Origin of the sequence: Methylobacillus draconifructus (assembly GCF_045984355.1) — a bacterium.
GTDB lineage: Bacteria > Pseudomonadota > Gammaproteobacteria > Burkholderiales > Methylophilaceae > Methylobacillus > Methylobacillus flagellatus_A.
Genome location: NZ_JBJQII010000005.1, coordinates 83,008 through 109,120 on the forward strand (window position 1 = coordinate 83,008; position 26,113 = coordinate 109,120).

Here is a 26,113-nt window from a genome sequence, read left to right on the forward strand (position 1 = left end):
GTCAGATGCCCGGATGGTTCCGGGCATCTATTTTTGGTGGAGATAAGCGGGATCGAACCGCTGACCTCTTGCATGCCATGCAAGCGCTCTCCCAGCTGAGCTATACCCCCGAAAAAGAGCCGCTATATTAATGATCCAGGCCATGCCTGTCAACGCTTCTAGCCCAATTAATTCAAATAAAGCGCTATTTATTCTTGAACAGGCGCTTGATGGCTTTGCGGCCCACGCGTTTTTTCATGCCCACCTTGAAATCGTACAGGTGAAAGGGCAGGCGCTGGCGCCAGCCGAACTCCTGCTTCATGGCTTTGAGGTACATGCCGACCAGTTGCTCGCGGCTATGCCAGGGCAGCTTGACGCATACGCGCGTGAGGTCTGAAAGCCGCTTGGATAAAGGGATGCCATGATTGAAGAAATGGGCGCGGTTGGTATCGATGAGCGAGAATGCAAGCTGGCCATCTTCAAGCTTGGTGACCAGGATGTTGCCGCCGGAAAGGTCGCGGAAAAATACGCCCCTATCGTGCATGTTGAGCAGATAGCGTGTCAGTTGCGGATAGATTTGCTCGGCAGTGATGCCGTCGTATGAGGTTTCGCCATTGTGGAAGGCAATAAAGATGTCGCGGATGGAAAAGTCGGTGCGGACGAATTCGCAAATATAGTAATTCTGCAGCAGGGAGCGGTCGCCGTGCTTCTCGAAATAGGCAATCGGCGCTGCCGCCTCAACGCCGCGGCGCAGCAGTTCGTTGGTGCCGTTCCAGCTGCGCTTGGCTTTCGAGAGCTTGAACTGGTCGAGTACTTTCTTATGCACATGCATCTTGACCGGTTGCTTTACCACGAGCTTGCGGCTAGGGTCGCGCGGGTCCGCTATGGTCCAGATCGCGTTGCGTGCCTTGCGCAGGATGGCGTCCTTGGGCGGCTTGCCCAGCCGGGATGGGTGGAGCGCCTGGCTTAGCAGGGCAGCCTCCTCGTCGCTGCCGGCGACCAGGATGCCGCGCCATTCATCATCCTGGTAGGCGTGGTGGTGTTTGTCTTCGCCCTGTTCCCCGTGCCGTTGGATCGACAGGTTCGCAAACAGGCCTTTTTCCGTTTTCAAGATGATGTTCCTTCCTGCTGGCCATGTGATATAGATCGGCGACTCGCTGGCGAGGCCGGGGCTTGTCGCCAGCTGCGCTCCCTCGCGGCTGATGTAGCTGGCATGCTGCAAGTCATCCAGCTGGTAATGGTCGGCCAGCACGGCGCCCTTGCCATTGGTGGTCCAGACCGCATGCACCAGGGTCTGGCTGTCCTTGAAGGCATGAATTTCCACGCCGTGGCTGCTGCGCAGCGCTCCCAGGTAATGCCGCCCGGGTATCAATCGCACGAAGGCCTGCATGGTGTAGAAGCTCGGGCGAGGCCGGAACTGCTGGATGTCGCCCGTGACGCTGGCATAGTGGGTTATGCGCTCCAGTGCCGGGTAGCTGTCGCTGCCGTCGTCGATCAAACCTTCGCGGTGGCAGATCAACGGCCCCCAAAACGCCTGGCGCAATGCCCCGGATGCCGCGCACAAAATCATGTAGCGGGCAAGATAGTCCGCCTGTTTCTGCTCGCCATCCGGCAACAGACGCAGGATGCGTGGCAAGGTCCAGAAAGCGGAGGGCGACATGACTTCGCGCACGCCGTAATCGGCCGTGATCTTGTGCAGCAGGCGCGCCTTTTTCACCAGGTTGAACTTGAGCGCGGTGGCTTGCCGGTATTTCAGAATGCGGTGGTCGAAGCGCTCCGGCTCGGTCGAGCGTTCGCTGAACAGGTTGTTCGTATGGACATCTGGCAATTGGCCGCGCTGCTGAAAGATTTCCAGCAGGCCGATATTGTACAGCGGTTCAAAATCGCTGATATTCGGCCCGGCAAGCGTGATGTTGCGTTGCTTGACTTCGCGGTAGGCAATTTCCCAGGCTTTGAGAAACCCTTGCGGCGTATAGCCGGCCCAGCGCTTGCGGTTGACTGTCGAGCCGATCTCGACCATGGATACGCGGCTGCCGTAGCGATTCAGCACTTGTTGCAGGAATGCCTGCCAGGCCTGCTGGGCTGTCGCTTGCTCCATGGCGATGGCGGCCTCGAATGGCTGCACCAGGTGCAGCATGACGCTGAACCCCTTGTCGAGCAATGTCTCAAGCAAGCGTGCTGCATCATGCTCAAGGTCACCATAGCCGAAGTCCAGCCTGACCTGGCGCAGGCCTAATTCCTCAAGGCGGGCAATCACGTAATCATCCACCTCGGGATTGCCCGAGGTGGCGACCCCGACCCCGGCGAAATCTACTGGCACGTCATGGGCGGCAGGGGGGAGGTGGCTGTCCGGCACCATCATCTTGCCCTTGAGGATATACGCGAGCCCTTTGCGTATGATTTCCCAGGTCAGCATGGATGGCTGGGGCAATTGCGTCTTGGGCCCGGCGGGCTGGATGTATCCCTGGATGGGCGTTTTCTCTATCGTGTCCATACGCTTTATTGGGGCTTACTTTCTTGAGGCAGCATGTGATAAAGGCGTTCGCGGTACAGCAGCGACGGCAGCAGGGAGTTCGCCAACGCCCGCGCCTCGAACTCCGTCCGGTCCGCGGCCGGCTGCGCCTGGTTGAACTTCTTTGTCTTGACGTCCCAGGTGCCGTGCGCAGGCTCCTTGCCGGGGCGCAGCACCACAACCTGGTTTCCTTCCATCCAGGCGAAGTTGTTCTCGAACTGCATCATGGCGCGGCCGGGCTGGTCGCCGTCGCCATGACTCAAGTCCCGTCCCGTCATCGGGTGTTGCGCCTTGATGCCCATGAGGGAAAGCGCGGTCACCGGCAGGTCGATCTGGCTTGCCACGGTCTGTATGCGGCGCGGTTCGATATCCGCGCCCAGGATCAGCGCCGGGATATGAAAGTGGTTGATGGGCACCATGTCATGCCCATGGACGCGGATGTCGTGGTCGGCGACCACGATGAACAAGGTGTCTTTCCAGTAATCGCTCTTCTGCGCCTTGGCAAAAAATTGGCCGAGCGCGTAGTCGGCATATTTCACCGCGTTGTTGTCGGTCGCCTTGACCGGGTCGTAAAGTTCTATGCGGCCGTCGGGAAACTCGAACGGCGCATGGTTGGACGAGGTGAAGACCAAGGTGAAAAAGGGCTTACCGCTCGCGTGGCTGGCCATGATCTCGTCATGCGCCTTGTTGAACAGGTCTTCGTCCGAAACGCCCCAGCTGCCGACGAACACGGGCTTTTCATAGCTATCGAAATCCTGCTCGCGCTGGAAGCCGTTGCCCATGAAGAATCCCACCATGTTGTCGAAGTGTGAGTCGCCGCCGTAGATGAACTCGGTGCTGTAGCCTTGCTGTTCCAGCAGGGAAGCCAGGGTGAAAAAATTGCGCTGCGACAAGGATAACTTGACGACGCTTTGCGCCGGCGTCGGCTGGAAACCCGTGACGACCGCCTCGATGCCGCGTACGGAACGCGTGCCCGTCGCATACATCTGTTCGAACCACCAGCCTTGCTCCTTGAGCTTTTCGAGGTTGGGGGTCACGGGCGTCCCGCCCAGCGATTCGACGAAGGTCGCACCCAGGCTTTCCTCAAGGATGATGACCAGATTGAGCGGACGCTCACGCGTGCGTGACGGCGTCAGCTGCGACAGGGTGGGCAAGCCAGGATGCTCCACGGGGGAAAAGCTCTCATCGAACCTCGCGCGGGTTTCCCTCACGATACGGTAGATTTCCTCATCGGGAAGAACGCCATATATCTCACTCGACTTGTTTTCATGCTTGAGGCTGTATACGGCGTGGATCAGTGACCAGGAGGAGTTCAGGATCACGCTGTTGACCATGGAGTCCGTCGTGCGCGAAAACATGGCCGGATTGGCCGGGCGGTGGCTGACCGTGCCGCGTACTACCAGGGCTGCAACGATAAAAATGAGGGGCCAGCTCAGCCATACGGCCCAGTCCCTCCAACGCGGTTGCTGCTTAAGCCAGGGATGCATCAGCCAGTCCATGGCCAAGGCTGCGAGGAACGTGCCGATGACGCCGGCGAACAGGTGTATCCTGAAGCCGTTCCACAGCATGGACCATACTTCATTGGGATATTTGAGGTATTCCACGAACAGCCGGTTGGGACGCGCATCGTATTCGCCGATGAAGCCAGGAGCGGCAAGTTCCAACAGTATCGCCAGGCTGACGCAGAGCACTACCCAGAAGTAGCTGAAGCTGCGCCACACGCGCCAGAACCTGCCGATGGCGAGCAAAGGCGCCAGCAACAGCGCAGGCAGCCACATCAAGCCGATCTGGATGCTGTCCACGCGCAAACCATTCAGCATGACTTCCTGCCAGCTGGAGACGGCCGTTACCCGGTCATACTGCCAAGCCACCAGGCCAGCCCGGGACAGGCTGAAGATGAAAAAGCTGACCAATGTCATGACCAGCAGGGGCGCGTAGGGGCCGAACCTGCCTGCCAGTGTCCAGAGTGAGCTGCGGCTACGTTCCAACAAACCGACCATGTGATGACGACTTTCGTTAATTGATGGAATGTTTAACCGCGGATATTGGATTGTGGCGCGAATTCGGCCAATTCGACGCGAGGCTGAGGCTGCCAGCCTGGCTTGCGGTGTTCGGCAACCACGTTGGTGAAAATGCCGCCGCGCACGTAGAACTTGGCGGTAAGGCGCATAAACTTGGGATCGGTCGCCGCCACCAGGTCATCGAGAATTTGGTTGGTCACGGCTTCATGGAAACAGCCTTCGTCGCGGAAAGACCAGATATAAAGCTTGAGGCTCTTCAACTCGACGCATTTCTGGTGGGGAATGTAATCCAGGTAAAGCACGGCGAAATCCGGCTGGCCGGTTTTCGGGCAGAGGCAGGTGAATTCGGGGATCTCCATATGGATGTGGAAATCGCGGCCGGGATTGGGGTTGTCGAAGGTTTCCAAAGCTTTGCTGGGTTGACTAGACATAAGGGCTACCGTATAAATCGGATTATCAAAAAAGTGTCATTATAGCCAAGACCTTCATCAATTGCGCCTGACTCATCTAAAGCTCGCTGGTTTTAAATCCTTCGTCGACCCCACTACCTTGCATATCCATGGCCAGCGCGTAGGCGTGGTAGGCCCCAACGGCTGCGGCAAATCCAACGTCATGGAATCGATACGCTGGGTGCTGGGCGAGTCCAGCGCGAAGGAAATGCGCAGCGAATCCATGGCGGATGTCATCTTCAACGGCTCCGGCAACCGCAAATTGGCTTCCCGTGCCAGCGTCGAGCTCATTTTCGACAACAGCCTGGGCGGCGCGGCAGGGGAATGGTCGCAGTACGCCGAAATCTCCGTCAAGCGCGTGATCGAGCGCGAAAAAGGCTCCAGCTACTTCATCAACAATGCGGCCGTGCGCCGCCGCGACGTGGCCGACTTGTTCCTGGGCACAGGATTGGGCGGTCGCGCCTACGCCATCATCGGCCAGAACACGATCTCCAGGATTGTCGAGGCCAGGCCCGAGGAAATGCGCGTATTCCTCGAAGAGGCCGCCGGCATTTCCAAGTACAAGGAGCGCCGCCGCGAGACCGAGAACCGCCTGCGGGACACGCGCGACAACCTGGTGAGGGTGGAGGATATCCGCCAGGAAATGGACAAGCAGATCATGCGCTTGGAAGCGCAGGCTGCGGTTACCTTGCAATACCAGGGCCTGCAAAACAGCCTGCAACTGGCGCAAGGACAGCTCTGGCTGTTGAAGAAGCGTGATGCCGGCAACCAGTGGGAGAAGTCGAAGGCCGCCATGAACCGGCTCGGCATCGAGCTCGAGGCGCAAATGGCCGCGCTGCGGCAGGCGGAGAGCGGCCTAGAGGCCTTGCGCCAGCAACATCAGGCGGCTTCGGCGCAACTGCAGGCAGCGCAGGCGGCTTATTACGAAGCCAACGCAGAAGTCTCCAACCAGGAGCAGCAGTTGCGCCACACGCAGGAGGCGCGCTCGCGCCTGCAGGCGCAACTGCAACAGATAGAGTCGCAATCGCACAAGCTCGACCAGCAGCATCAGGAGTTCAGTGAAAAACTGCAAACCCTGCAAGGACAGCAACGGGTAGCCAGCGCTGAGGAGGTCGAGGCTGGCGAACAACTGCAGGCATTGAAGCAGAAACTGCCGGAAATGGAGCGCGCCTTCCAATCCGCGCTGCATATCCACTCCGCCGCGCAACGGGCATTGCATGAGGCGGAGCAGGCCATACGCCTGGAGGATGCCAGCCTCAAGCATGCCGAGCGCAACCTGGAGGATGCCAAGTTGCGCCTGCAGCGCATGCAGCAGGAGGCGGGCAATCTGAATATGCCGGATGAGGCTAAGTTGCATGAACTGGAAGCCGAGTTCAAGGAAGCGGCCGACCAGCAAGCCGGGCTTGAACAAGACTTGCAGCAACTGCGGGAGCATGAGCAGCAACAGGCCGAGCAGGTCCGCGCCTTGCGCGAACAACTGCTGCAACATGAACGCCGGCTGGCACAGGCAGAAGCCGAGGCTGCCTCCCTGCGCAAGATACAGGCCGGCCTGGGCAAACAGGGACAATTGGAAGGGTGGCTGCGCGCGCGCGGCTTGCATGACGGCGAGCGGCTCTGGCAAAAGATCAGGATTACCCCGGGGTGGGAAACCGCGGTCGAGGCGGTGCTTGGCGCCCGCCTCAATGCGATTGTCGGCCTGCAGGAGCAGGACATGGCACGCGTCGTGGCGGAGCGTCCTCCCGCAGCGGTGGTGCTTGCCCTTCCTGGCGATCAAGCCTCGGCCGCTGCCGATGCACAGCAGTTGAGCGCCATGGTCGAGGTACATGAGCCGGGGCTGCAGGGCCTGCTGGCAAACTGGCTGGGCAATGTCTTGGTTGCGCAAACGGCGGACGAAGCCGGGAAGCTGCGCCTGTCGCTGGCAAATGGGCAGAGCGTGGTCACTGCCGCAGGCGATATCTACGACCGCCATAGCATCAGCCTGCATGCACAAAACTCGGAATTACACGGCGTGCTGGAACGCCAGCGCGAACTGGACATGCTGGAGGTGGGCCTGCCGCAAATGCAGCAAGTGCTCCATGAGGCCAAGCATGCTTTGCAGCAGGCAGAACTCAAGCAGCAGGAGTTGCGCCAGCAGCAACAGCAATTGCAGCAGCAGTTACGCGGCACGACACAGGCGCAACACCAGCGTAGCTTGCAGATCCAGCAGCTCACACAGGAAAGGCAGCATATCGCCCAGCGCCGCCAAGGCCTGGAGAAAGACATTGCCGTTCTTGGCAAGCAACACGAAGAATTACAGCTTGGTCGTCAACAGCAGCAGCAAAAGCTCGGCCAGTTACAGGCATCCCTTGGCCAACTGCAATCCGAACGCCAGGAAACCCAGGCCAGGCGCCATGCCGCTGAAAACGAGCTGAATGCGGTGCGGGTTTCCTGGCAAAAAGCCGAGCGGGCCGCACAGGAAAAAACCTTCAATCACAAGCTGCTGGCGACCAGCATCGCGGATAGCCAGAGCAGGTTGAACGCCATCCAGGAAGAACGGCAGAGCCTCGTCATCCGCCGCCAGGAGGCACAGGCGTTGCTCGAGGCTGCGGCAATGGAAAACCTCAAGGCCAACCTGGAAGCCGCGATCGTTCGCAAGCAGCAGCAGGAGGCTGCATTGGCCGCCGCACGCGACGCGTTGGCGGAGGCCGACAATGCATTACAGCAGCAGGAGCGCAGCCGCATGCAATACGAGCAGGCCTTGCACCCTTTGCGCGACAAGCTGGAGCAGTCGCGCCTCAATGAGCAGCAGGCGCGCCTCCACTTTGAGCAATGCCAACAGAACCTGCAGGAATGCGGGCTGGAGGAAGGGGCGCTGGTGCAAGGGCTGACAGTCAACACGAAAACCAGCGATCTGGAACGCCGGATCGCGGCATTGGGCGGGGAAATCGAGGGGCTTGGGCCGGTGAACCTCGCCGCGCTGCAGGAATTGGAAAGCGAGCGCGAGCGCAAGCAATACCTGGACAGCCAGTCGGCAGACCTGGAGCAGGCCGTCGCCACGCTCGAAGATGCGATACGGCGCATAGACCGCGAGACGCGCAGCCGCCTGCAGCACACCTATGACGAGGCCAACCGCAACTTTGCCGAATTGTTCGCGGAATTGTTTGGGGGCGGGCAGGCCAAGCTGGAAATGCTGGGCGATGAAATCCTCGATACCGGCATGCAAGTATTCGCCCAGCCGCCGGGCAAGAAGAACAGCACCATCCACCTGCTATCCGGCGGCGAGAAGGCGCTGACGGCGTTGGCCCTGGTGTTCGCCTTGTTCCGCCTCAATCCAGCCCCGTTCTGTCTCATGGACGAAGTGGATGCGCCATTGGACGACAGCAATACCGAGCGTTTCTGCGCCCTGGTGAAAAAAATGTCGGAGCGCACACAATTTTTATTTGTCAGCCATAATAAAATAACCATGGAAATGGCTCAGCAGCTCATCGGAGTCACCATGCAGGAATCCGGCGTCTCCCGTATTGTGGAGGTGGATATCGCGGCAGCATTTCAGATGCACGAGGCAGCATGAACAGGATTCCGCTCTTGGCGCTTGTCAGCACTCATGGCGCATCGGCAACACCCTTGAATAAACCAGGATCATTTATCAGATCAAGAAGCGTGGAGTATTAAAATAATGACTGATCTACATTGGGCCTTACTGGGACTGGGCGCCCTTATCATCGGCGCTGTGCTGGCCTTCAACTGGTGGCAGGAACGCAAGTTCAAGCAGGAGGCCTTCAAGCGTTTCGACGAGCCCAAGTACGATGCATTGATGGAAGAGGCGCGCGCCATCCGCAATGAAGAGTTTCATATCGACCCCCATGCCGTACAGGATGACGAGGATGCTTCTGACGCTGAATACGTTAAGCGCGCTGATGCATCCGTTCAACAGGCGAATAGCCTGGATGATGAACCCCAGTACGAGCCAGAACACGAGCCTGCTGGGGAGCGCGCGTCCTTCGCGGAAACGTATGAAGCCAAGGAAGATACTATAAAGCAAGATGCTCTAGAGGAAACGATAGTTGCCAATATCCCGGAAGAGGCAGAGGTGCCGCCATGGGAAGATGCCATCGAAGAGGAAAGCGTAAAGAAAGTCGAGGCGCTGCAAGCGGCTGTTCCCGAGCAGCCGCCAGAGCCGGAATATGCCCCGGAGCCGGCTACCCGTCCCGTCCTGACGATTCCTCCTGAAGTGAATCCCGAGATCGATTTTGTCGGCGTGCTTTCGCTGGCAGCGCCAGCCAGCGGCCAGGTGCTGCGTGAGTTCCTGCTTTCGATCACGGATATCGACAAGCCGGTGTATGCCTACGGGCTGGGCGGCGACCAGCGCTGGCATCTGCTGACGCGGGAGCAGGAGTCGGCCCATTTCAGCGCCGCCATCTGTACCTTGCAGCTAGCCGACCGCGCAGGCGCGGTCTCGACCGGCACCTTGTCGCGCTTTCACCTGGCAGTCGAGGAGCTGGCCGGCTCCCTGGGTGCGTCGATTGAGTGGCTGAACACGGAAAACCCGTTGCAGCAGGCTACAGAGCTTGACCAATTCTGCATCGAAGTGGACCAGATGGTCGGTTTCCACCTTACGCAGGGGGCAAGCGGCCCATTCACCGGCACCAAGTTCCGCGGGCTCGCGGAAGCGGGCGGCCTGACGCTGGGCGAGGACGGCGCTTATCACTATATTGTCGAGGACGGCAGCGGCAGCCAACAGGTGTTGTTCTCCGTGGTCAACCATGACAAATTGCCATTTACCGTCGAGATGCTGCGCACCTCGGTGATCCGTGGGCTTACCTTCCAGCTGGATATCCCGAGGGTGCAGAACTACACCGAAGCGTACAACCATATGGTGCTGCTGGCCAGGCAGATGGAGCACGGCCTGGGCGCCCGCCTGGTGGATGACAAGCAGCGCGAGTTGGGGGATGCGCAGATCGACAAGATTCGTCAGCAGATCAAGCTGATCCACGACAAGATGATCGCGCACGGCATTGTGCCTGGCCAGGCTTACGCCTTGCGCTTGTTCTCCTGATATGGCGGACATGCAAGCAGGCCTGTTTTCGGCACATCCTCCAGCAACGCCGTCCGGCTTGGCTGGAAAGGCAGAAGCCTTGCGCGCCACGATACGGCGCTACGATCACGAATATTACGTGCTGGATGCGCCCAGCGTGCCGGATAGCGAATACGACCGCGTGTTCCGCGAGCTCAAGGCATTGGAAGAGGCACACCCTGAGCTGGTCACGCCAGACTCGCCTACGCAGCGGGTCGGCGGGGCAGCCATGACGGAACTCGTGCCGGTGCGGCATCGCATCCCCATGCTGTCGATCGAGACGGAAACCGACATCACGCCCCAGGGCGCCTGCAATTTCGACGCGCGCGTGCGCAAGAAGCTGGGGCTATTGCCCGACGATGCGCCGATTGAATATGCAGCGGAACTGAAGTTCGACGGCCTGGCCTTGAGCTTGCGCTACGAGCATGGCTTGCTGGTGCAGGCCGCTACGCGCGGCGACGGCGAGGTCGGCGAAGATGTGACGCACAACATCCGCACCATACGCCAGATCCCGCTGCAATTGCACGGTGAAGCGCCTGAAGTGCTTGAGGTCCGGGGCGAGGTGTACATGAGCCGCCCGGATTTCGAACGCTACAATGCCCGCCAGCGCGAGCACGGCAAGCCCAGCCTGGTGAACCCGCGCAACGGCGCTGCAGGCAGCATCCGCCAGCTCGATCCGCGCCTTGCCGCACAGCGGCCGTTGTCGTTCTTCGCCTATGGCCTCGGCGAGACCAAGGGCTGGAAGGTGCCGTCCACCCATGCCCAGGTGCTGGATGCGCTCAAGGCGCTCGGCTTCCCTGTATGCAGCGAGCGCGCCGTAGGCATGGGCGCGGAGGTATTGGCGGCTTTTCACCAGTCCATCGCCGCCAGGCGCGACCAATTGTCATACGACATCGACGGCGTGGTCTACAAGGTCAATCGGCTGGACCTGCAGCGCGAGCTGGGTTTCCGCTCCCGCGAGCCGAACTGGGCGGTGGCCCACAAATTCCCGGCGCAGGAAGAAATGACCGTGCTCGAGCATATCGACGTGCAGGTAGGGCGCACCGGCGCCATCACTCCCGTGGCGCGCCTGAAGCCGGTATTCGTTGGCGGGGTGACCGTCACCAATGCCACATTGCACAACCAGGATGAAATCGACCGCAAGGACGTGCGCATTGGAGATACCGTGGTGGTGCGCCGCGCCGGCGATGTCATCCCGGAAGTGGTCTCCGTCATCAAGGAGAGGCGCCCAGCAGGCTCTCAGCCCTATGTTTTGCTCGAGGCGATAGGCCACTTGTGCCCGATATGCGGCTCCCATGCCGCGAGGTTGCCGGACGAGGCTGCCGTGCGCTGTACGGGCGGCCTGTTCTGCCCGGCGCAACGCAAGCAGGCCATCCTGCATTTCGCTTCCCGCCGCGCCATGGATATCGAAGGCCTGGGCGAAAAGCTGGTCGACCAGCTGATCGACCAGAACAAGGTCGAAACCCTGGCCGACCTGTATGACCCGGAGAAAATCAATCTGGACATACTTTCCAGCCTGGACCGCATGGCTGAGAAATCTGCCCGCAACCTGCTGGACGCCTTGCAGAAAAGCAAGCATGCGACGTTGAACAGGTTTATCTACGCGTTGGGCATCCGCAATGTGGGAGAAGCCACGGCCAAGGACCTGGCGCGCTATTTCGGCAAGCTGGACGCATTGCAGGCGGCGGATGCCGAAGCCTTGCAGCAAGTGCCGGACGTCGGGCCGGTGGTGGCGCGCTCGATCGCCGAATTCTTTGCCGAGGAACATAACCGTGAAGTGATCAGGAAACTGACGGACGCCGGCATCCATTGGGAGGAGAGCGAAGGGCAGCCGGCCAGCTCCGGCGCGCTGGAAGGCAAGACCTTCGTATTGACCGGCACGCTGCCCACGATGTCGCGGGAGGAGGCCAAGGAGCGCATAGAGGCAGCCGGCGGCAAGGTCAGCGGCAGTGTTTCCAAGAAGACCAGCTATGTGGTCGCAGGCAGCGAGGCCGGCAGCAAGCTAGCCAAGGCGCAGGAGCTGGGGCTGGCGATACTGGACGAGGCCGGGTTGCTGGATCTGCTCGCGGAATGAAGGATAGCCTCCTCCCTGCATTGATGAAGCTGGCGCATGAGGCCGGGGAGGCCATCATGCAGGTGTACCGTGGGGATTTTGCAGTACATCACAAGGAGGATCATTCTCCCTTGACGGAAGCAGACCTGGCCGCCCATCGCGTCATCAAGGACGGCCTGCAATGGTTGACCCCAGGGCTGCCGCTGATCTCCGAGGAGTATGAGCTTGCCCCATTCGCAGAGCGCCAGCAATGGCAGCAGTACTGGCTGGTCGACCCCCTGGACGGCACCCGGGAATTCGTCAAGCGCAATGACGAATTCAGCGTGAATATCGCCCTGATCGATTGCGGCCGGCCCGTGCTCGGCGTCGTCCACGCACCGGCCCTTGGACTCAGCTATTATGCCGACGGCCAGGCTGCCTACAAGCAGCTGGACGGCCAGGCAGCTGAGCGCATCCGTGCCCGCCCACTGGACCTTGGCCATATTACCGTCGCTGCCAGCCGCTCCCATCCCGGCAAAAAAATACAGGCCATGTTGCGGAATATCACTATCCAACATAGCGAGCCGCATATTGTCCATATGGGCAGCTCGCTCAAGATATGCCTGGTGGCAGAGGGAAAGGCCGATGTCTACCCGCGCCTGGGCCTGACGTCGGAATGGGACACTGCGGCCGCGCAGTGCGTGCTCGAATGCGCGGGCGGCCAATTGGTCGACCGCCATGGCCTTGCCCTGCAATACAACCGCAAGGACACTATCCTCAACCCGGAATTTTTTGCCCGTGGCGCGACAGCGCACGATTGGAACCAATACCTGGAGTAATGATGCCGTTTTTTAGAATCCTGATGATATGTATGCTCGCAAGCAGTCTTGCGCATGCCGGCACGAACCCGGCCGAGGGTTGCCTCCGTGCATTGGATGAAGACGATGCCGATGCAGCCTTGGCTCAGGCAGGGCAGGGCCTGGCAAAACAACAGGGGCAGCGCGACCTCTTGCTGTGCAAAGGCAGGGCGGAATTGGCCCTGGGGCGCGGCGAAGATGCCGTCAAGAGCTTCACTGCCGCCGAGGCGCAGGCAACCACGGCGCATGAGCGCTTGGTGACCTATTTACTCAAGGGCAACGCCTACAATGCATTGGAGCAGTACGCACAAGCGCAATCCAGTTATGAAGCGGCGCTGGCGCTCGCCACACAGGAAAAAAACCAGAAGTTCCAGGCCATCTCACACTTGCTGGCAGGCGAGGCCCTGGTGCAGCAGGCATCGTTGCCGCAAGCGCAACAACATTATGAAGCAGCCCTCCAGCTTGCTGCCAATAACAACGAGCGTGCCGATGCCAACGAGCATCTTGCCCAGCTCAAAGCCAAGCAGGGGCTTTATGACGATGCCATCGCATACCAGGTCAAGGCCCTGGTCATGCAGGCGAGCGACGGTAGTTTCGATGCCTATGCGAATGCCGGGCTGGAGCTCGGCTCGCTTTACATCAATGCCAAGGATTTCAACAATGCCGAGAAAAACCTCAACAGGATCATAGGCAAGGCAAAAGAAGCCGGCGACGGCTACTGGGCAGCCAAGGGCTATTATTACCTGGGACTGAATTTCATCGCTGCCGGGCAGGCCGGCAAGGCGAAGGAGGCGTTGGAGCAGGCGCTGGAAATCGGCGAGGCCATAGGCGCAGAAAAGTTGACGGCGGAAGTGAACTTGCAATTGCAAAACTTATCACAGCGTTAATGCCAGCTCCGCCTGTCCCAGGCCCATGCAATGGCGCATCTGCTTGAAAGGTCGCCCATGTTGATAGGCAAGCCATCCGATATCGTAGCTTCCGAGATTACCCCCGCCCGCCTGTTCAGACAGAGGCGCGAACTCATCAAGGCCGCGGGCCTGGGCACCATGATGGCGTTGGGCGGCTGGAGCAGTCTCGGTTTTGCAGCACAGGAAAAGGGTCAAGGACGCCGACCTGCCATCAAGAGCTACAAGAAAACCGCCTACGGACAGGAAGAAAAGCTGACTTCCTACCGGGACATCACCACATACAATAATTTTTACGAATTCGGCACCAGCAAGGAGCAGCCGGCAGAAAACGCCGGCCAGCTCAAGACTTCGCCCTGGACTATTTCAATCGAGGGGGAAATCCTCAAGCCGCGCAAATTGGGAATAGAGGAACTCATGAAGCTTGCTCCCCTGGAAGAGCGTATCTACCGCATGCGTTGCGTGGAGGGCTGGTCGATGGTAATCCCTTGGGTGGGCATACCGCTTGCGCGCTTGGTCAGCCTGGTTCAGCCTACCGCTAATGCGAAATTCATCGAATTCATTTCTCTGGCCGATGAGGCCGTCATGCCCGGCGTACGCGCCCCGATCCTTGATTGGCCTTACCTTGAAGCCCTGCGCCTGGACGAGGCCATGCATGAGCTTGCCATTCTCGCCGTCGGGTTGTACGGAGAAGTGCTTCCCGCTCAAAACGGGGCCCCAGTCCGCCTGGTTGTCCCGTGGAAATACGGCTTCAAGGGAGGCAAGTCTATCGTGCGTATCAGGTTCGTGGAAAAGATGCCGCAAACCACCTGGATGCGCGCAGCGCCAAGGGAATACGGCTTCTATGCCAACGTGAATCCCAGTGTCGACCATCCGCGTTGGTCGCAGGCCAATGAGCGCCGTATCGGCAGCAGCCTGTTCACGAAACGGATACCGACGCTGATGTTCAACGGCTATGCCGAACAGGTTGCCCATCTGTACAGCGGTATGGATCTGCGCAAGCATTTCTAGGCATGGTTCCTGTTTAAGCATGGCTTCTGGCAAAACCGCCGTCGCTTGGATCAAGCGCAGCATATTCATCTTGGCATTGCTGCCTCTGGCGAGGTTGTTATGGCTGGGATTCACGGACCGGCTGGGCGCAAACCCGGTTGAGTTCATCGAACGCTCCACGGGAACATGGGCCTTGGTCGGCCTATTGCTCAGCCTTGCGGTCACTCCGTTGCGCCTGTTGTCGGGCTGGGGATGGCTGCTCTCCTTGCGCCGCATGCTCGGGTTGTTCATGTTCTTCTACGCCTGCCTGCATTTCATGGCTTATCTGTGGCTGGACCATTGGTTCGACTGGCCAGAGATAGCCAAGGACATTCTCAAGCATCCCTATGTGCTGGTTGGTTTCCTTGCCTTGATATTGAGTGTTCCGCTTGCCGCGACATCCAACGACGCCATGATGCGCAAGCTGGGAAAACGCTGGAAAACATTGCATGCCCTCAGTTACCCGGTTGCCGTCCTGGCGGTATTGCATTACCTCTGGCTGGTCAAGCAGGATATTTCCCAACCCGTGACGTATGCGTTGATTTTGCTGGGCTTGTTATCAATTCGGATAGCTTATAGGGTGAGGAATAAATTTAAATTAATTAATAATCAATCAACTAGATAATTATCCTATCGTTCAATGTTAAGTGAAAAGGGTTATTTGTTTGCGGCCAATCCGCATTTACGAGAAAATACCCGACCTATCCTGGACGGCCGGGCATTACCGCTCTGGTTCAAAAGGCCTTGCTCATAGAAAACCTGTTCAAGGCCTTTTTATAAGTACGCATGGCTCTAGGACGCGTCCGGTCAAGGCGTAGTCCGCAGGTATGCTCATTGCCTTGCCAAGGACTGCAACACAGAGCGGACGCGTGTTGGAGCCATGCCCTTCGGGTTGTCTCGGTAGCGCAGCCGCTGTGGCGTTGCAAATCCTCGCCGTGCAATGAGCACGTTGACAATCCGCATACGCGTGGTTTGCGCCTTGCTTGGCTGCCTTGACAGGTCAACGTATCTCAAAAAAGGCCTTGAACAGGTTCTAGGGTCATCAATAAATAAACAAGGAGTGTGCTTATGCAACAGCAGATTGATATTTTTCTCACATCACTCAATGAATTCTGGAGTCAGGTAGCCTATTTCTTTCCCAAGCTGCTGGCGGTGATCGTCATCCTGGCCTTCGGCTGGGTTTGTGCCAAGGTGGCATGCCTGGGCGTCAAGCGCATCCTCGAGCTGGCCCAATTCGACAAGTTTGCCGATCGCTCCGGCCTGGAAGCGTTTCTCAAGCATGGCGATTTCGACCTGACCCTGAGCGGCGTCATCAGCCAAGTGATCTATTGGCTTGTGATCCTGTTGTTCGTCATCACTGGAGCCAATACGCTCGGACTCACCGAAGTCGCCCACATGCTGAACAACTTGGCAAACTACCTGCCCAAGATCATTGTCGCCATCCTGGTATTGATTTTCGGTACCTTGCTGGCACGGTTCGTCAACCGCCTGGTATTCGCATGGTTGCATGGCATGAAATATGACGGCGCGCTCAAGATCAGCACCACCGTCGAGTATGGCATCCAGATATTCGCCTTGTTCGTTGCCCTGGAACAACTTGATATCGGTACACAGTTATTGACTGCATTGTTTGTGATCGTGTTCGGCGCTATCTTCCTTGCGCTTGCCATCGCGTTCGGCCTGGGAGGGAAGGACAGGGCCGCGCGCCTGATCGAGGAAATGCAATCCAAGCGTAAATAACGCACGCTTGCTTGTTGCAGCTTCTCAGGGCCGCTTTTGCGGCCCTGGGCGTTTCCAGCTGTAGGAAACTGCCTACATCATAATCAGCCATTACTTATCCGCTGGGCTGCATTGTTGTTTTAGCATGCAATGGCAGTCAGTTAGTTATTTTTGGGAGAATGATATGGCACTTGGTACGGTTAAGTGGTTTAACGATGCAAAAGGTTTCGGGTTTATTTCCCCGGACGAAGGCGGCGACGATTTGTTCGCGCATTTTTCCGAAATTCAGGCGAACGGATATAAGAGCCTGAAGGAAAATGACAGGGTGCAATTCGAAGTGACTCAGACAGCGAAAGGTAAGCAGGCTTCCAATATCCAAAAGGCCTGATATCCAGACATCTAAATAAGGGCCGGTCCAGATCGGCCCTTTGTTTTAATCGCTATATTCTCAAGCTCCATCCCATCCCGTGACATGCCTAAGCAGTCTTGCCACGCCCGATTGTCCCGCTTTTTTCCTGACATTATGTTTTATAGTCACCTATGCTAGAATCTCTAGCTAATATTCATGTCCAATTCTTACCCAGCAATGGGTAAGATTGCAGCGAATGCTGGCGTAAAACTGGAGTTATGGTTTTGCAATTTTTTAATTTTCAATAAGTTGGCTCGCGCGACCGGTGTATTGTCGGCATGGTGCGCCAGGCCAAATAACTCGATTTAAGGAACACAGCAATGCAAGCAACCGTTGAGACCATCAGCAATCTTGAGCGCAGGATGACGGTTTCCGTACCAGTACAGCCGCTGGAATCAGAAGTAAATGAGCGTATCAACCGCTTGGCTCGTACTGCCAAGCTGCCGGGTTTCCGCCCGGGCAAGGTGCCATTGAATATTGTGCGTCAACAATACGGTGCGCAAGTGCGCAACGAAGTGCTTTCCGATGCGGTAGAGCGCAGCTTCAACGATGCTGTCGAGCAAAACAAGCTACGGGTGGCCGGATACCCCAACATCGAGCACAAGCCTTATGCCGAGGCAGATCAACAGATCGAGTACATCGCGACTTTTGAAGTTTTCCCCGAAGTAAAGATAGGCGACCTCTCCAAGGTGAAGATCGAGCGTCCTGCGCTCGAAGTGGGCGAAGCCGAAGTCAAGAAAACCATAGACGTATTGCTGCGCCAGCGCGCCACATTCGAGCCAGTCAAGCGCGCCTCCAAAAAAGGCGACAAGATCAACATCAGCCTGATCGCCTCTATTGACGGCCAGGAAGTAGAGCGTACCGATGAGAACGGCCTCGACCTGGTCATCGGCGAGGGCGGACGATTCCCTGCATTCGAGAGCGAACTGTCCGGCAACAAGGCAGGCAGCAACAAGGTGTTCGAGATTGCCTATCCGGAAGACCATAGGCCCGAGCAACTCGCAGGCAAAACCGTCAGTTACGATGTCACCTTCAATTCGGTCGAGCAGGCGAAATTGCCTGAATTTGATGCCGACTTCGCCCGCAGCCTGGGTGTGGAAGATGGCGACGTGGAAAAGATGCGCGAGGAAATCACCGCCAGCCTGAAGCAGGAAGTGGAAAAGCGCGTGCGCGCCAAGCTCAAGGAACAAGCATTTCAGGCCCTGCTGGAGAGCACTGCGCTGGAAGTACCCAAGGCATTCGTCAATGCGGAAATCGGCCGCTTGATCCAGAGCACGCAAAACAACCTCAAGCAGCGCGGCGTCGACCTGGCCAACGTCAACCTCGAGCCTGCATTGTTTGAAGAGCAAGCCAAGCGCAATGCAAGCCTGCGCCTCATCCTTTCCGAGCTGGTCAACAGAGAGAACCTGCAGGCGAATGCCGACCAGGTCCGCAACATGGTCAATGTCTTCGCGCAAAGCTTCGAGCGTCCTGACGACGTAGTGACCTGGTACTACGCCGATACCAAGCGCCTGGACGAACCCGCAGCGCTGGCCACTGAAGACAATGTGGTGGAATGGGTGTTGAAGTCCGCCAAAGTCACAGACAAGAAAGTCAAGTTCGACGACCTGATGGGAAATAGCTAATGATTCATTATCCTGCAACTGCGCAGAGCCAGTTTGAGGCACAAGGCCTGGGGTATATCCCCATGGTCATCGAGCAGAGCGGCCGCGGCGAGCGCTCCTATGACATTTATTCCCGCCTGCTCAAGGAGCGCATCATTTTCCTGGTTGGCCCGGTCAATGATGCCACCGCCAATCTGGTGGTCGCCCAGCTTTTGTTCCTGGAAGCGGAAAACCCGGACAAGGATATCTACTTCTATATCAATTCCCCAGGCGGCTCGGTAACGGCAGGCATGGGAATTTATGACACCATGCAGTTCATCAAGCCGGATGTCAGCACCTTGTGCGTAGGCCAGGCGGCCAGCATGGGCGCCTTGTTGTTGGCGGCAGGTGCGCAGGGCAAGCGCTTTTGCCTGCCCAATTCGCGCGTCATGATTCACCAGCCGCTGGGCGGCTTCCAGGGCCAGGCGTCCGATATCGAGATCCATGCCAAGGAAATCCTGTTCCTGCGCGAGAAGCTCAACTATATCCTGGCCAGCCACACGGGCCAGCCTGTCGAGAAAATCGCCCAGGATACCGACCGCGACAATTTCATGAGCGCCGAGCAATCGGTGGCGTACGGCTTGGTGGATAAGTTGATTGCCAGCCGGGCAGATGCTGCATAACATAGTAGGCAAACTTTAGTTTATTTTTAGGATAGTTTGATGACGACAAAAGCCGAGGGCGAAAAGTTACTTTATTGCTCGTTTTGCGGCAAAAGCCAGCACGAAGTGCGCAAGCTGATCGCCGGCCCGTCCGTTTTTATCTGCGATGAGTGCGTTGACTTGTGCAACGATATCATTCGTGAAGAAATTCAGGATGAAGACGGCCTCAAGCCGAAGAGCGGCAAATTGCCTACCCCCAAGGAAATTTGCGCCATTCTCGACCAGTACGTGATTGGGCAGACGCAGGCCAAGAAAAACCTGTCGGTGGCAGTCTACAATCACTACAAGCGCCTGGAGCAGGGCGGCCAGAAGGATGACGTCGAGATCGCCAAGAGCAATATCCTGGTGATCGGGCCCACGGGTTCGGGCAAGACCTTGCTGGCGCAAACCCTGGCGCGTTTGCTGGATGTGCCTTTCGTCATGGCCGATGCCACTACGCTGACTGAGGCCGGCTATGTCGGCGAAGATGTCGAGAACATCATGCAGAAGCTGCTGCAGAAGTGCGATTACGACGTAGAGAAAGCACAGCGCGGCATCGTATACATTGATGAAATCGACAAAATCTCGCGCAAGTCCGACAATCCGTCCATTACCCGCGACGTATCGGGCGAGGGCGTGCAGCAGGCCTTGCTCAAGCTGATCGAGGGCACGGTGGCCTCGGTGCCGCCGCAGGGTGGCCGCAAGCATCCAAACCAGGAGTTCGTCCAGCTCGACACCACCAACATCCTGTTTATCTGCGGCGGGGCATTCGACGGCCTGGACAAGGTCATCCGCCGCCGTTCCGAGAAGGGCGGCATCGGCTTCGGTGCGGAAGTGAAGAGCAAGGAAGATGCGCGCGCGATCGGCGAGGTATTGAGGGATGTCGAGCCCGAGGACCTGATCAAGTTTGGCCTGATTCCGGAATTCGTGGGCCGTCTGCCTGCCGTCGCCACGCTGGAGTCCCTGGACGAGGCCGCCTTGGTCACGATCCTGGTCGAACCCAAGAATGCATTGACCAAGCAATACACCAAGCTCTTCAAGATGGAAGGCGTCGATCTCGAGTTCCGGGAAGCAGCGCTCCACCTGATCGCGAAGAAAGCGCTGGAACGCAAGACGGGTGCTCGTGGTCTACGTTCTATCATGGAGCATGCCTTGCTGGAAATCATGTACGATCTGCCCTCCATTCCCAACCTGCGCAAGGTAGTCGTGGACGAAGGCGTGATCAAGGGTGATTCCCCGCCTATCCTGATTTATGCAGACGAGCCCAGGCTCGAGACTGCAAGTTAAACTCGGATCAAAAGGCTGCTCTGCAGCCTTTTTTATGTGAAAATCCAAGCACGGGCACTTGAAGTGACGGTGCTTGTCCCCATTGATGTATAAAGCGGTCGGCATGTTGCCTTGCTGCTGACAACATTGAAAGTTTCCTCATGACAGAACAAACATTACCGGTTTTCTCCCCAGAATCTGGCTTGCTACCATTGTTGCCGCTGCGCGATGTGGTGGTATACCCGCATCTTGTCATCCCATTGTTTGTTGGCCGCGAAAAATCGGTAAAGGCATTGGAGCTTGCCTCGGAGCAAGACAAGCAAATTCTGTTGGTGGCACAGAAGTCCCCTAACAAGGACGAGCCTGATGCCGAGGATCTTTACGAGGTCGGCACGGTAGCGACAGTGTTGCAGATGCTCAAGTTGCCTGATGGCACAGTGAAAGTGCTGGTCGAGGGCCTGCACAGGGTAAAGGTGCTGGAATTCGTCGAAACCCAGGAATGCTTTGCCGCCCGCACGGAGAAAATCGAAAGCCCGGCAGGCGACGACAGCCAGACGCAGGCCTTGATGCGCACCGTATTCACGCAGTTTGACCAATACGTCAAGCTGAACAAGAAAATCCCGCCTGAAATCCTGACTTCGCTTGCCACCATCGACGATGCGGGCCGTCTTGCCGACACCATTACCGCCCACCTGACATTGAAGCTCGAGGAAAAGCAGAAGATACTGGAGATGTTCAGCGTGTCCGAGCGCCTCGAGCATTTGCTGAGCCTGCTTGAATCCGAAATCGACATCCTGCAGGTGGAAAAGCGCATCCGCGGCCGCGTGAAGCGCCAGATGGAGAAAAGCCAGCGCGAGTACTACCTGAATGAGCAGGTGAAGGCCATCCAGAAGGAGCTGGGCGAGCAGGACGAAAATGCCGACATCGAAGAGCTGGAAAAGCGCATCGCCGATGCGCGCATGCCCAAAGACGCGCTGACCAAGGCCAATTCCGAGCTCAAGAAGCTCAAGATGATGTCGCCGATGTCGGCTGAAGCTACCGTGGTGCGCAACTACATTGAAACTCTGGTCGGCCTGCCGTGGAAGAAGAAGACCAAGATCAGCCGCGACCTCGGCATTGCCGAGGATATCCTGGACGCCGACCATTACGGCCTGGAAAAGGTCAAGGAGCGCATTGTGGAGTATCTCGCCGTGCAACAGCGCGTAGACAAGCTGAAGGCGCCCATCTTGTGCCTGGTCGGACCTCCCGGCGTGGGCAAGACCTCTTTGGGGCAAAGCATCGCCAAGGCCGTGAACCGCAAGTTCGTGCGGGTTGCGTTGGGCGGCGTGCGCGATGAATCCGAGATCCGCGGCCATCGCCGTACTTATATCGGCTCCATGCCCGGCAAGATTTTGCAAAGCATGACCAAGGTAGGGGTCAAGAATCCGTTGTTCCTGCTCGATGAAGTCGACAAGATGGGCCAGGATTTCCGCGGCGACCCATCCTCTGCGCTGCTGGAGGTACTGGACCCTGAGCAAAACCATACTTTCGTCGACCATTATGTCGAGGTGGAATACGACCTGTCGGACGTCATGTTCGTCGCGACGGCGAATTCCCTGAACATCCCTGGTCCGTTGCTTGATCGTATGGAAGTCATCCGCGTGGCCGGTTATACCGAGGATGAGAAGGTCAATATTGCGATGCGCTATCTATTGCCCAAGCAATTGCAGACCCATGGCCTGAAGGAAAGCGAGATCAGCATTTCCGAAGCGACGATCCGCGATGTTGTCAGGTTCTACACCCGCGAGGCCGGAGTGCGTAGCCTCGACCGAGAAATCTCCAAGATCTGCCGTAAGGTGGTCAAGGAAATCCTGACTTCCAAGCCCAAGACTGGCACAGCCGCCCGCAAGGTAACCGTCACCCCGAAGAACCTGGAAAAATACCTGGGCGTGCAACGATTCGACTATGGCGTGGCTGCGAAGGAAAACCAGGTCGGCCAGGTGACAGGCCTGGCGTGGACCGAGGTAGGAGGGGAGCTGTTGACGATCGAGTCCGTCCTGCTTCCAGGCAAGGGCAAGGTCATTACTACCGGCAAACTGGGCGAAGTGATGCAAGAGTCCATCCAGGCCGCGATGAGTGTCGTGCGTAGCCGGGCCAAGCGTTTGGGCTTCTCCGAAGACTTCTACGAAAAGAATGACATTCACATCCACTTGCCTGAGGGCGCCACGCCCAAAGATGGCCCGAGTGCCGGTATTGCCATCTCGACAGCGCTGGTATCGGTATTGAGCAATATACCGGTGCGCTCAGACGTAGCGATGACCGGGGAAATCACATTGCGCGGCGAGGTGCTGCCGATTGGCGGCTTGAAGGAGAAGCTTCTGGCCGCGCACCGTGGCGGAATCAAGACCGTGCTGATCCCGGAGCAGAACGTCAAGGATCTGGGCGATATTCCTGCCAACATCAAGAACCACCTTGATATTCACCCGGTGAAGTGGATTGACGAGGTGTTGCAGCTGGCGCTTGAGCACATGCCGGAATCAGCCGATGCCGAGGTGCCTGTGGCAGAAGTCAAACCCAAAGGCAAAACCAGCAAGCCGTCCCCTGTGACGAAACATTGAGGCTGGGTATTTTTAGAGTCTGTTTGCAATCTCTATGATAGGGTACGCATAGCTCCAGCACGCGGCCGAAAGGCGCAGTCCACAGGTATGCTCATTGCCTGCCAAGGGCTGCAACGCCGAACGGGTGCTGTTGGAGCTATGTTTTTAGTTGCCCCGGCAGTGCGGCAACTGCTGCGTTGTAATCCTCGCCGGACGAACCCGGTGACAATCCGCATGCGTGCGGTTTGCGTCTTGCTTCTACTACTCTGCCGCGACAACGTACCTCATAAAAATATTATAAACAGGCTCTTAGCGCGGGAAAGGCTTGACATAGCCTTTTTCCGCTTGATATAAAGCAGGGCACAGGGTCTTTTCGCACCTGTTCTTAAACAATGTCGAAAGGGGATTTACATGGCAAACAAGTCTGAACTGATTGAGCAAATTGCTAAATCTGCTGGTCTATCCAAAGCTGCTGCTGGTCGTGCTTTAGATGCTACAACTGCTGCAATTACCAAGTCTTTGAAAAAGGGTGAGCTTGTTACCCTGATCGGCTTCGGTACCTTTTATGTTGGTAAACGTGCCGCACGCAACGGCCGCAATCCCCGCACTGGCGCCACAATTAAGATCAAGGCTGCCAATTCTCCCAAATTTAGGGCTGGCAAAGCGCTCAAAGATGCTGTAAACTAGCGGTCTTCGTTGGTTGAGACGGGTGCTTAGCTCAGTTGGTAGAGCGTCGCCCTTACAAGGCGAATGTCGGCGGTTCGACCCCGTCAGCACCCACCATCAATCATCGTAAAAGTCGTTGGTTTTGGAGAAAGCAACGCGAAGTCAAGGAGCGGTAGTTCAGTTGGTTAGAATACCGGCCTGTCACGCCGGGGGTCGCGGGTTCGAGCCCCGTCCGCTCCGCCAAGAAAAAGCGAACCGTCCGGTTCGCTTTTTTGTTTTTAGCATGCCGTTTCCTCGATAGTCAAATTTTCCTCCCGCTTCCTCATTACCTGGACTAGGCATGTCTTGCGTTCAGCATGTGTGGTATATTCAAGAGTTAGGTTTACAAGTCGGTCTTGGTTCGGGCTGATTATTTCAAAGATTGAAAATAAAGAAGGCATATTGTTATGTTGGAAGCAATTCGTGATCGTTCCAAAGGATGGCTGGCCAAAGTCATCCTAGCTGCCATTACCATCCCGTTTGCATTGGTCGGCGTTGATAGTTATCTGCGCGATGCAGGCTCAGGTGTCGCTGTTGCCAAGGTCGGGGGGGAATCCATTACCGCGCAAGAATACAGCAACGCCTTGCAAAACCTGCGTAACCGCCTGCAAAGCGAGGGCAAGGTCGACCAAGCCGTGATCGACGGCCCTGAACTGAAGCAAGCCGTGATCGACCATCTTGTCGAAGGCAAATTGCTGGGCAATGAGATCAAGCGGGCAAAGTTCGTCGTCAGCGACGAGCAGCTTTCCAACTACATTACGCAGGAAGAATCATTCCACCAGGATGGCAAATTCTCGCAAGAGCTATACGACCAGTTCCTGGCGGAACGCCGCCGTACGCCTTCGCAGTTTGAAAACGAGGTCCGCGGCGACCTGCTGACGATGCAGGCGCGCGAAGGCCTGTCCGCCTTGGCCTTCGTGCCCAACGGCGTTGCCAACAATGCGATCAAGATCGAGCACCAGTCGCGGGAAGTCAGCATCGCCGAATTCAAGACTGCGGACTACATTCCCCAGGTCAAGGTCACTGAGGAAGAAATCAATGCCTATTACAAGGAGCACCAGGACAAGTTCAAGGTACCCGAGCAGGTCAAGCTTGAGTTCGTTCTGTTGTCCGCGAATGCATTGATTCCTAGCCAACAGGTGACAGAAGAGGAAGCGCGTGAATATTACGCTCAGAATGCGGCACAGTTCCAGGGCGATGAACAGCGTCGCGCCAGCCACATCCTCATCGGTTTTGGCGTTAGCCCCACTCCGGAGGCAAAGCAGAAGGCCAAAGAAAAAGCACAGGAAGTGCTGGCCCTAGTGAAAAAAGACCCCGAACAGTTCGAGCAGCTGGCCCACCAATATTCGCAAGACCCGGGCTCCAAGGACAAGGGCGGCGACCTCGGCCTGTTCGGCCCTGGCGCCATGGTCAAGCCTTTCGAGGATGCGGTGTTCTCGATGAAGCCGGGCACCATCAGCGAGCTGGTCGAAACCGATTTTGGCTACCATATCATCAAGCTGACCGAAATCCACGGCAGCGGCCAGTCGTTTGAGAACGCGCAAGGCCAGATCCGCGCCGAGCTGATGTACCAAAAAGCCCTGGCTAAGTTCTCCGAACAAGCCGAGAACTTCAGCAATATGGTATACGAGCAGGCGGACAGCCTGGAACCTGTTGCCAAGGAGTTCGGCTTGCAGGTCCAGACCAGCGGCTGGCTGAGCCGCGATGACGGCGCAAAATTCTTCAAGAACGACAAGTTGATGAACTTCGTGTTCAGTGACGAAGTATTGAAGGACAAGCGCAATACCGAAGCGGTCGAGATTTCGCCCAACAACCTGATTTCAGCCAGGGTCGCAGAGCATAAGCCTGCTGCTGCCCGTTCTTTTGAGGAAGTGAAGGATGGTATCGAAGACTTCCTGAAGCAAGAGAAAGCGGCCAAGCTGGCTCGTGAAAAAGGTGAAGCTGCGCTTGCCGATTTGCGTGCAGGCCAGGCCGCTGCCCTCAACTGGACAGAGCCGGTGACCGTGGATCGCCGCAATCCGCAAAGCCTGACCGATTTATCGGTATCCACCGCGTTCAAGGCGGATACTGCCAAGCTGCCAGCCTATAACGGCGTGGCAGACCGCAACGGCTACCTCCTAACCAAGGTTACCTCTGTCAAGTTTGCAGTGGATAGCGATGAAGAGCAGCGTGCTGCGAAGGCGCAGTTGCAGGCGGCACTAGCTGCAGAGTATAGGCATGCCTATATCAGCTCCTTGAAACAAAAGAGCAAGGTCACGGTGAACAGCCAGTTGCTTAATTCCGATCAAGTCAACCCTTGATCCGGACTGGAAATGAA

General features: G+C 57.4%; 18 protein-coding genes and 3 tRNA genes. 17 read left to right on the forward strand and 4 right to left on the reverse strand.

Features of this window, described 5'->3' with window-relative positions; all coding sequences use genetic code 11:
- Positions 1 to 34 precede the first annotated feature (34 nt).
- The 4 genes from ACJSDX_RS11555 to queF all read right to left on the reverse strand — a co-directional run bounded on the left by ACJSDX_RS11555 (position 35) and on the right by queF (position 4,943).
- A tRNA-Ala gene (locus ACJSDX_RS11555) sits at positions 35 to 110 on the reverse strand.
- A 74-nt stretch (positions 111 to 184) separates the two neighbouring features.
- The gene (locus ACJSDX_RS11560; RefSeq protein ID WP_407994814.1) at positions 185 to 2,473 is read right to left on the reverse strand and encodes a lipopolysaccharide kinase InaA family protein; all 2,289 of its coding nucleotides are present in this window, start codon (positions 2,471 to 2,473) and stop codon (positions 185 to 187) included.
- A 5-nt stretch (positions 2,474 to 2,478) separates the two neighbouring features.
- Positions 2,479 to 4,491, reverse strand: a complete 2,013-nt coding sequence (locus tag ACJSDX_RS11565) for an LTA synthase family protein (protein ID WP_407994815.1) — start codon at positions 4,489 to 4,491, stop codon at positions 2,479 to 2,481.
- A gap of 32 nt (positions 4,492 to 4,523) precedes the next feature.
- Positions 4,524 to 4,943: a preQ(1) synthase gene (gene queF, locus ACJSDX_RS11570; protein ID WP_407994816.1), complete on the reverse strand. Its 420-nt coding sequence runs from the start codon at positions 4,941 to 4,943 to the stop codon at positions 4,524 to 4,526.
- 61 nt (positions 4,944 to 5,004) lie between these two features.
- Between queF and smc the strand changes: the two genes are divergently transcribed.
- From smc to ACJSDX_RS11655, 17 genes are all read left to right on the forward strand, one after another.
- A complete protein-coding gene (gene smc / locus ACJSDX_RS11575; protein ID WP_407994817.1) occupies positions 5,005 to 8,511 on the forward strand; it encodes a chromosome segregation protein SMC in 3,507 nt (1,168 codons plus the stop codon).
- Between the two features lie 105 nt (positions 8,512 to 8,616).
- Positions 8,617 to 9,996, forward strand: coding sequence for a cell division protein ZipA C-terminal FtsZ-binding domain-containing protein (locus ACJSDX_RS11580; RefSeq protein WP_407994818.1), 1,380 nt, complete (start codon positions 8,617 to 8,619; stop codon positions 9,994 to 9,996).
- A 1-nt stretch (position 9,997) separates the two neighbouring features.
- Positions 9,998 to 12,088 carry an NAD-dependent DNA ligase LigA gene (gene ligA / locus ACJSDX_RS11585; protein WP_407994819.1) on the forward strand — a complete coding sequence of 697 codons (2,091 nt, stop codon included), beginning with the start codon at positions 9,998 to 10,000 and terminating at the stop codon, positions 12,086 to 12,088.
- Positions 12,085 to 12,885 (forward strand): 3'(2'),5'-bisphosphate nucleotidase CysQ, encoded by an 801-nt coding sequence (gene cysQ / locus ACJSDX_RS11590; protein ID WP_407994820.1) that lies wholly within the window; start codon positions 12,085 to 12,087, stop codon positions 12,883 to 12,885. Before ligA ends, cysQ begins: the two co-directional genes overlap by 4 nt.
- Positions 12,886 to 12,917: 32 nt before the next feature.
- Positions 12,918 to 13,790, forward strand: a complete 873-nt coding sequence (locus ACJSDX_RS11595; protein ID WP_309565236.1) for a tetratricopeptide repeat protein — start codon at positions 12,918 to 12,920, stop codon at positions 13,788 to 13,790.
- A gap of 57 nt (positions 13,791 to 13,847) precedes the next feature.
- Positions 13,848 to 14,819: a protein-methionine-sulfoxide reductase catalytic subunit MsrP gene (gene msrP, locus ACJSDX_RS11600; protein ID WP_407995002.1), complete on the forward strand. Its 972-nt coding sequence runs from the start codon at positions 13,848 to 13,850 to the stop codon at positions 14,817 to 14,819.
- 19 nt (positions 14,820 to 14,838) lie between these two features.
- Positions 14,839 to 15,462 (forward strand): protein-methionine-sulfoxide reductase heme-binding subunit MsrQ, encoded by a 624-nt coding sequence (gene msrQ / locus ACJSDX_RS11605; protein ID WP_407994821.1) that lies wholly within the window; start codon positions 14,839 to 14,841, stop codon positions 15,460 to 15,462.
- A gap of 443 nt (positions 15,463 to 15,905) precedes the next feature.
- Positions 15,906 to 16,577, forward strand: coding sequence for a mechanosensitive ion channel family protein (locus ACJSDX_RS11610; RefSeq protein ID WP_309565238.1), 672 nt, complete (start codon positions 15,906 to 15,908; stop codon positions 16,575 to 16,577).
- Between the two features lie 163 nt (positions 16,578 to 16,740).
- Complete coding sequence (locus ACJSDX_RS11615) at positions 16,741 to 16,944, forward strand: cold-shock protein (RefSeq protein WP_309565239.1); 204 nt, start codon at positions 16,741 to 16,743, stop codon at positions 16,942 to 16,944.
- 341 nt (positions 16,945 to 17,285) lie between these two features.
- The gene (tig, locus tag ACJSDX_RS11620) at positions 17,286 to 18,590 is read left to right on the forward strand and encodes a trigger factor (RefSeq protein WP_407994822.1); all 1,305 of its coding nucleotides are present in this window, start codon (positions 17,286 to 17,288) and stop codon (positions 18,588 to 18,590) included.
- The gene (gene clpP, locus ACJSDX_RS11625) at positions 18,590 to 19,231 is read left to right on the forward strand and encodes an ATP-dependent Clp endopeptidase proteolytic subunit ClpP (RefSeq protein ID WP_309565241.1); all 642 of its coding nucleotides are present in this window, start codon (positions 18,590 to 18,592) and stop codon (positions 19,229 to 19,231) included. The genes tig and clpP overlap by 1 nt, the downstream gene beginning before the upstream one ends.
- Before the next feature lie 39 nt (positions 19,232 to 19,270).
- Positions 19,271 to 20,536, forward strand: coding sequence for an ATP-dependent Clp protease ATP-binding subunit ClpX (gene clpX / locus ACJSDX_RS11630; protein ID WP_309565242.1), 1,266 nt, complete (start codon positions 19,271 to 19,273; stop codon positions 20,534 to 20,536).
- 140 nt (positions 20,537 to 20,676) lie between these two features.
- A complete protein-coding gene (gene lon, locus ACJSDX_RS11635; RefSeq protein WP_309565243.1) occupies positions 20,677 to 23,112 on the forward strand; it encodes an endopeptidase La in 2,436 nt (811 codons plus the stop codon).
- A gap of 390 nt (positions 23,113 to 23,502) precedes the next feature.
- Positions 23,503 to 23,778, forward strand: coding sequence for an HU family DNA-binding protein (locus ACJSDX_RS11640; RefSeq protein ID WP_011479634.1), 276 nt, complete (start codon positions 23,503 to 23,505; stop codon positions 23,776 to 23,778).
- 20 nt (positions 23,779 to 23,798) lie between these two features.
- Positions 23,799 to 23,874, forward strand: a tRNA-Val gene (locus ACJSDX_RS11645).
- A gap of 49 nt (positions 23,875 to 23,923) precedes the next feature.
- Positions 23,924 to 24,000 (forward strand) — tRNA-Asp (locus tag ACJSDX_RS11650).
- 203 nt (positions 24,001 to 24,203) lie between these two features.
- The gene (locus ACJSDX_RS11655) at positions 24,204 to 26,096 is read left to right on the forward strand and encodes a SurA N-terminal domain-containing protein (protein ID WP_407994823.1); all 1,893 of its coding nucleotides are present in this window, start codon (positions 24,204 to 24,206) and stop codon (positions 26,094 to 26,096) included.
- The last annotated feature ends 17 nt before the right edge of the window (positions 26,097 to 26,113 follow it).

Bases quoted from the DNA above. Each gene is read 5' to 3' on its own strand.
- ACJSDX_RS11560 (WP_407994814.1), bottom strand. From the start codon at position 2,473: ATGGACACGATAGAGAAAACGCCCATCCAGGGATACATCCAGCCCGCC.
- ACJSDX_RS11565 (WP_407994815.1), bottom strand. From the start codon at position 4,491: ATGGTCGGTTTGTTGGAACGTAGCCGCAGCTCACTCTGGACACTGGCA.
- queF (WP_407994816.1), bottom strand. From the start codon at position 4,943: ATGTCTAGTCAACCCAGCAAAGCTTTGGAAACCTTCGACAACCCCAAT.
- ACJSDX_RS11580 (WP_407994818.1), top strand. From the start codon at position 8,617: ATGACTGATCTACATTGGGCCTTACTGGGACTGGGCGCCCTTATCATC.
- ligA (WP_407994819.1), top strand. From the start codon at position 9,998: ATGGCGGACATGCAAGCAGGCCTGTTTTCGGCACATCCTCCAGCAACG.
- cysQ (WP_407994820.1), top strand. From the start codon at position 12,085: ATGAAGGATAGCCTCCTCCCTGCATTGATGAAGCTGGCGCATGAGGCC.
- ACJSDX_RS11595 (WP_309565236.1), top strand. From the start codon at position 12,918: ATGCTCGCAAGCAGTCTTGCGCATGCCGGCACGAACCCGGCCGAGGGT.
- msrP (WP_407995002.1), top strand. From the start codon at position 13,848: ATGTTGATAGGCAAGCCATCCGATATCGTAGCTTCCGAGATTACCCCC.
- msrQ (WP_407994821.1), top strand. From the start codon at position 14,839: ATGGCTTCTGGCAAAACCGCCGTCGCTTGGATCAAGCGCAGCATATTC.
- ACJSDX_RS11610 (WP_309565238.1), top strand. From the start codon at position 15,906: ATGCAACAGCAGATTGATATTTTTCTCACATCACTCAATGAATTCTGG.
- ACJSDX_RS11615 (WP_309565239.1), top strand. From the start codon at position 16,741: ATGGCACTTGGTACGGTTAAGTGGTTTAACGATGCAAAAGGTTTCGGG.
- tig (WP_407994822.1), top strand. From the start codon at position 17,286: ATGCAAGCAACCGTTGAGACCATCAGCAATCTTGAGCGCAGGATGACG.
- clpP (WP_309565241.1), top strand. From the start codon at position 18,590: ATGATTCATTATCCTGCAACTGCGCAGAGCCAGTTTGAGGCACAAGGC.
- clpX (WP_309565242.1), top strand. From the start codon at position 19,271: ATGACGACAAAAGCCGAGGGCGAAAAGTTACTTTATTGCTCGTTTTGC.
- lon (WP_309565243.1), top strand. From the start codon at position 20,677: ATGACAGAACAAACATTACCGGTTTTCTCCCCAGAATCTGGCTTGCTA.
- ACJSDX_RS11640 (WP_011479634.1), top strand. From the start codon at position 23,503: ATGGCAAACAAGTCTGAACTGATTGAGCAAATTGCTAAATCTGCTGGT.
- ACJSDX_RS11655 (WP_407994823.1), top strand. From the start codon at position 24,204: ATGTTGGAAGCAATTCGTGATCGTTCCAAAGGATGGCTGGCCAAAGTC.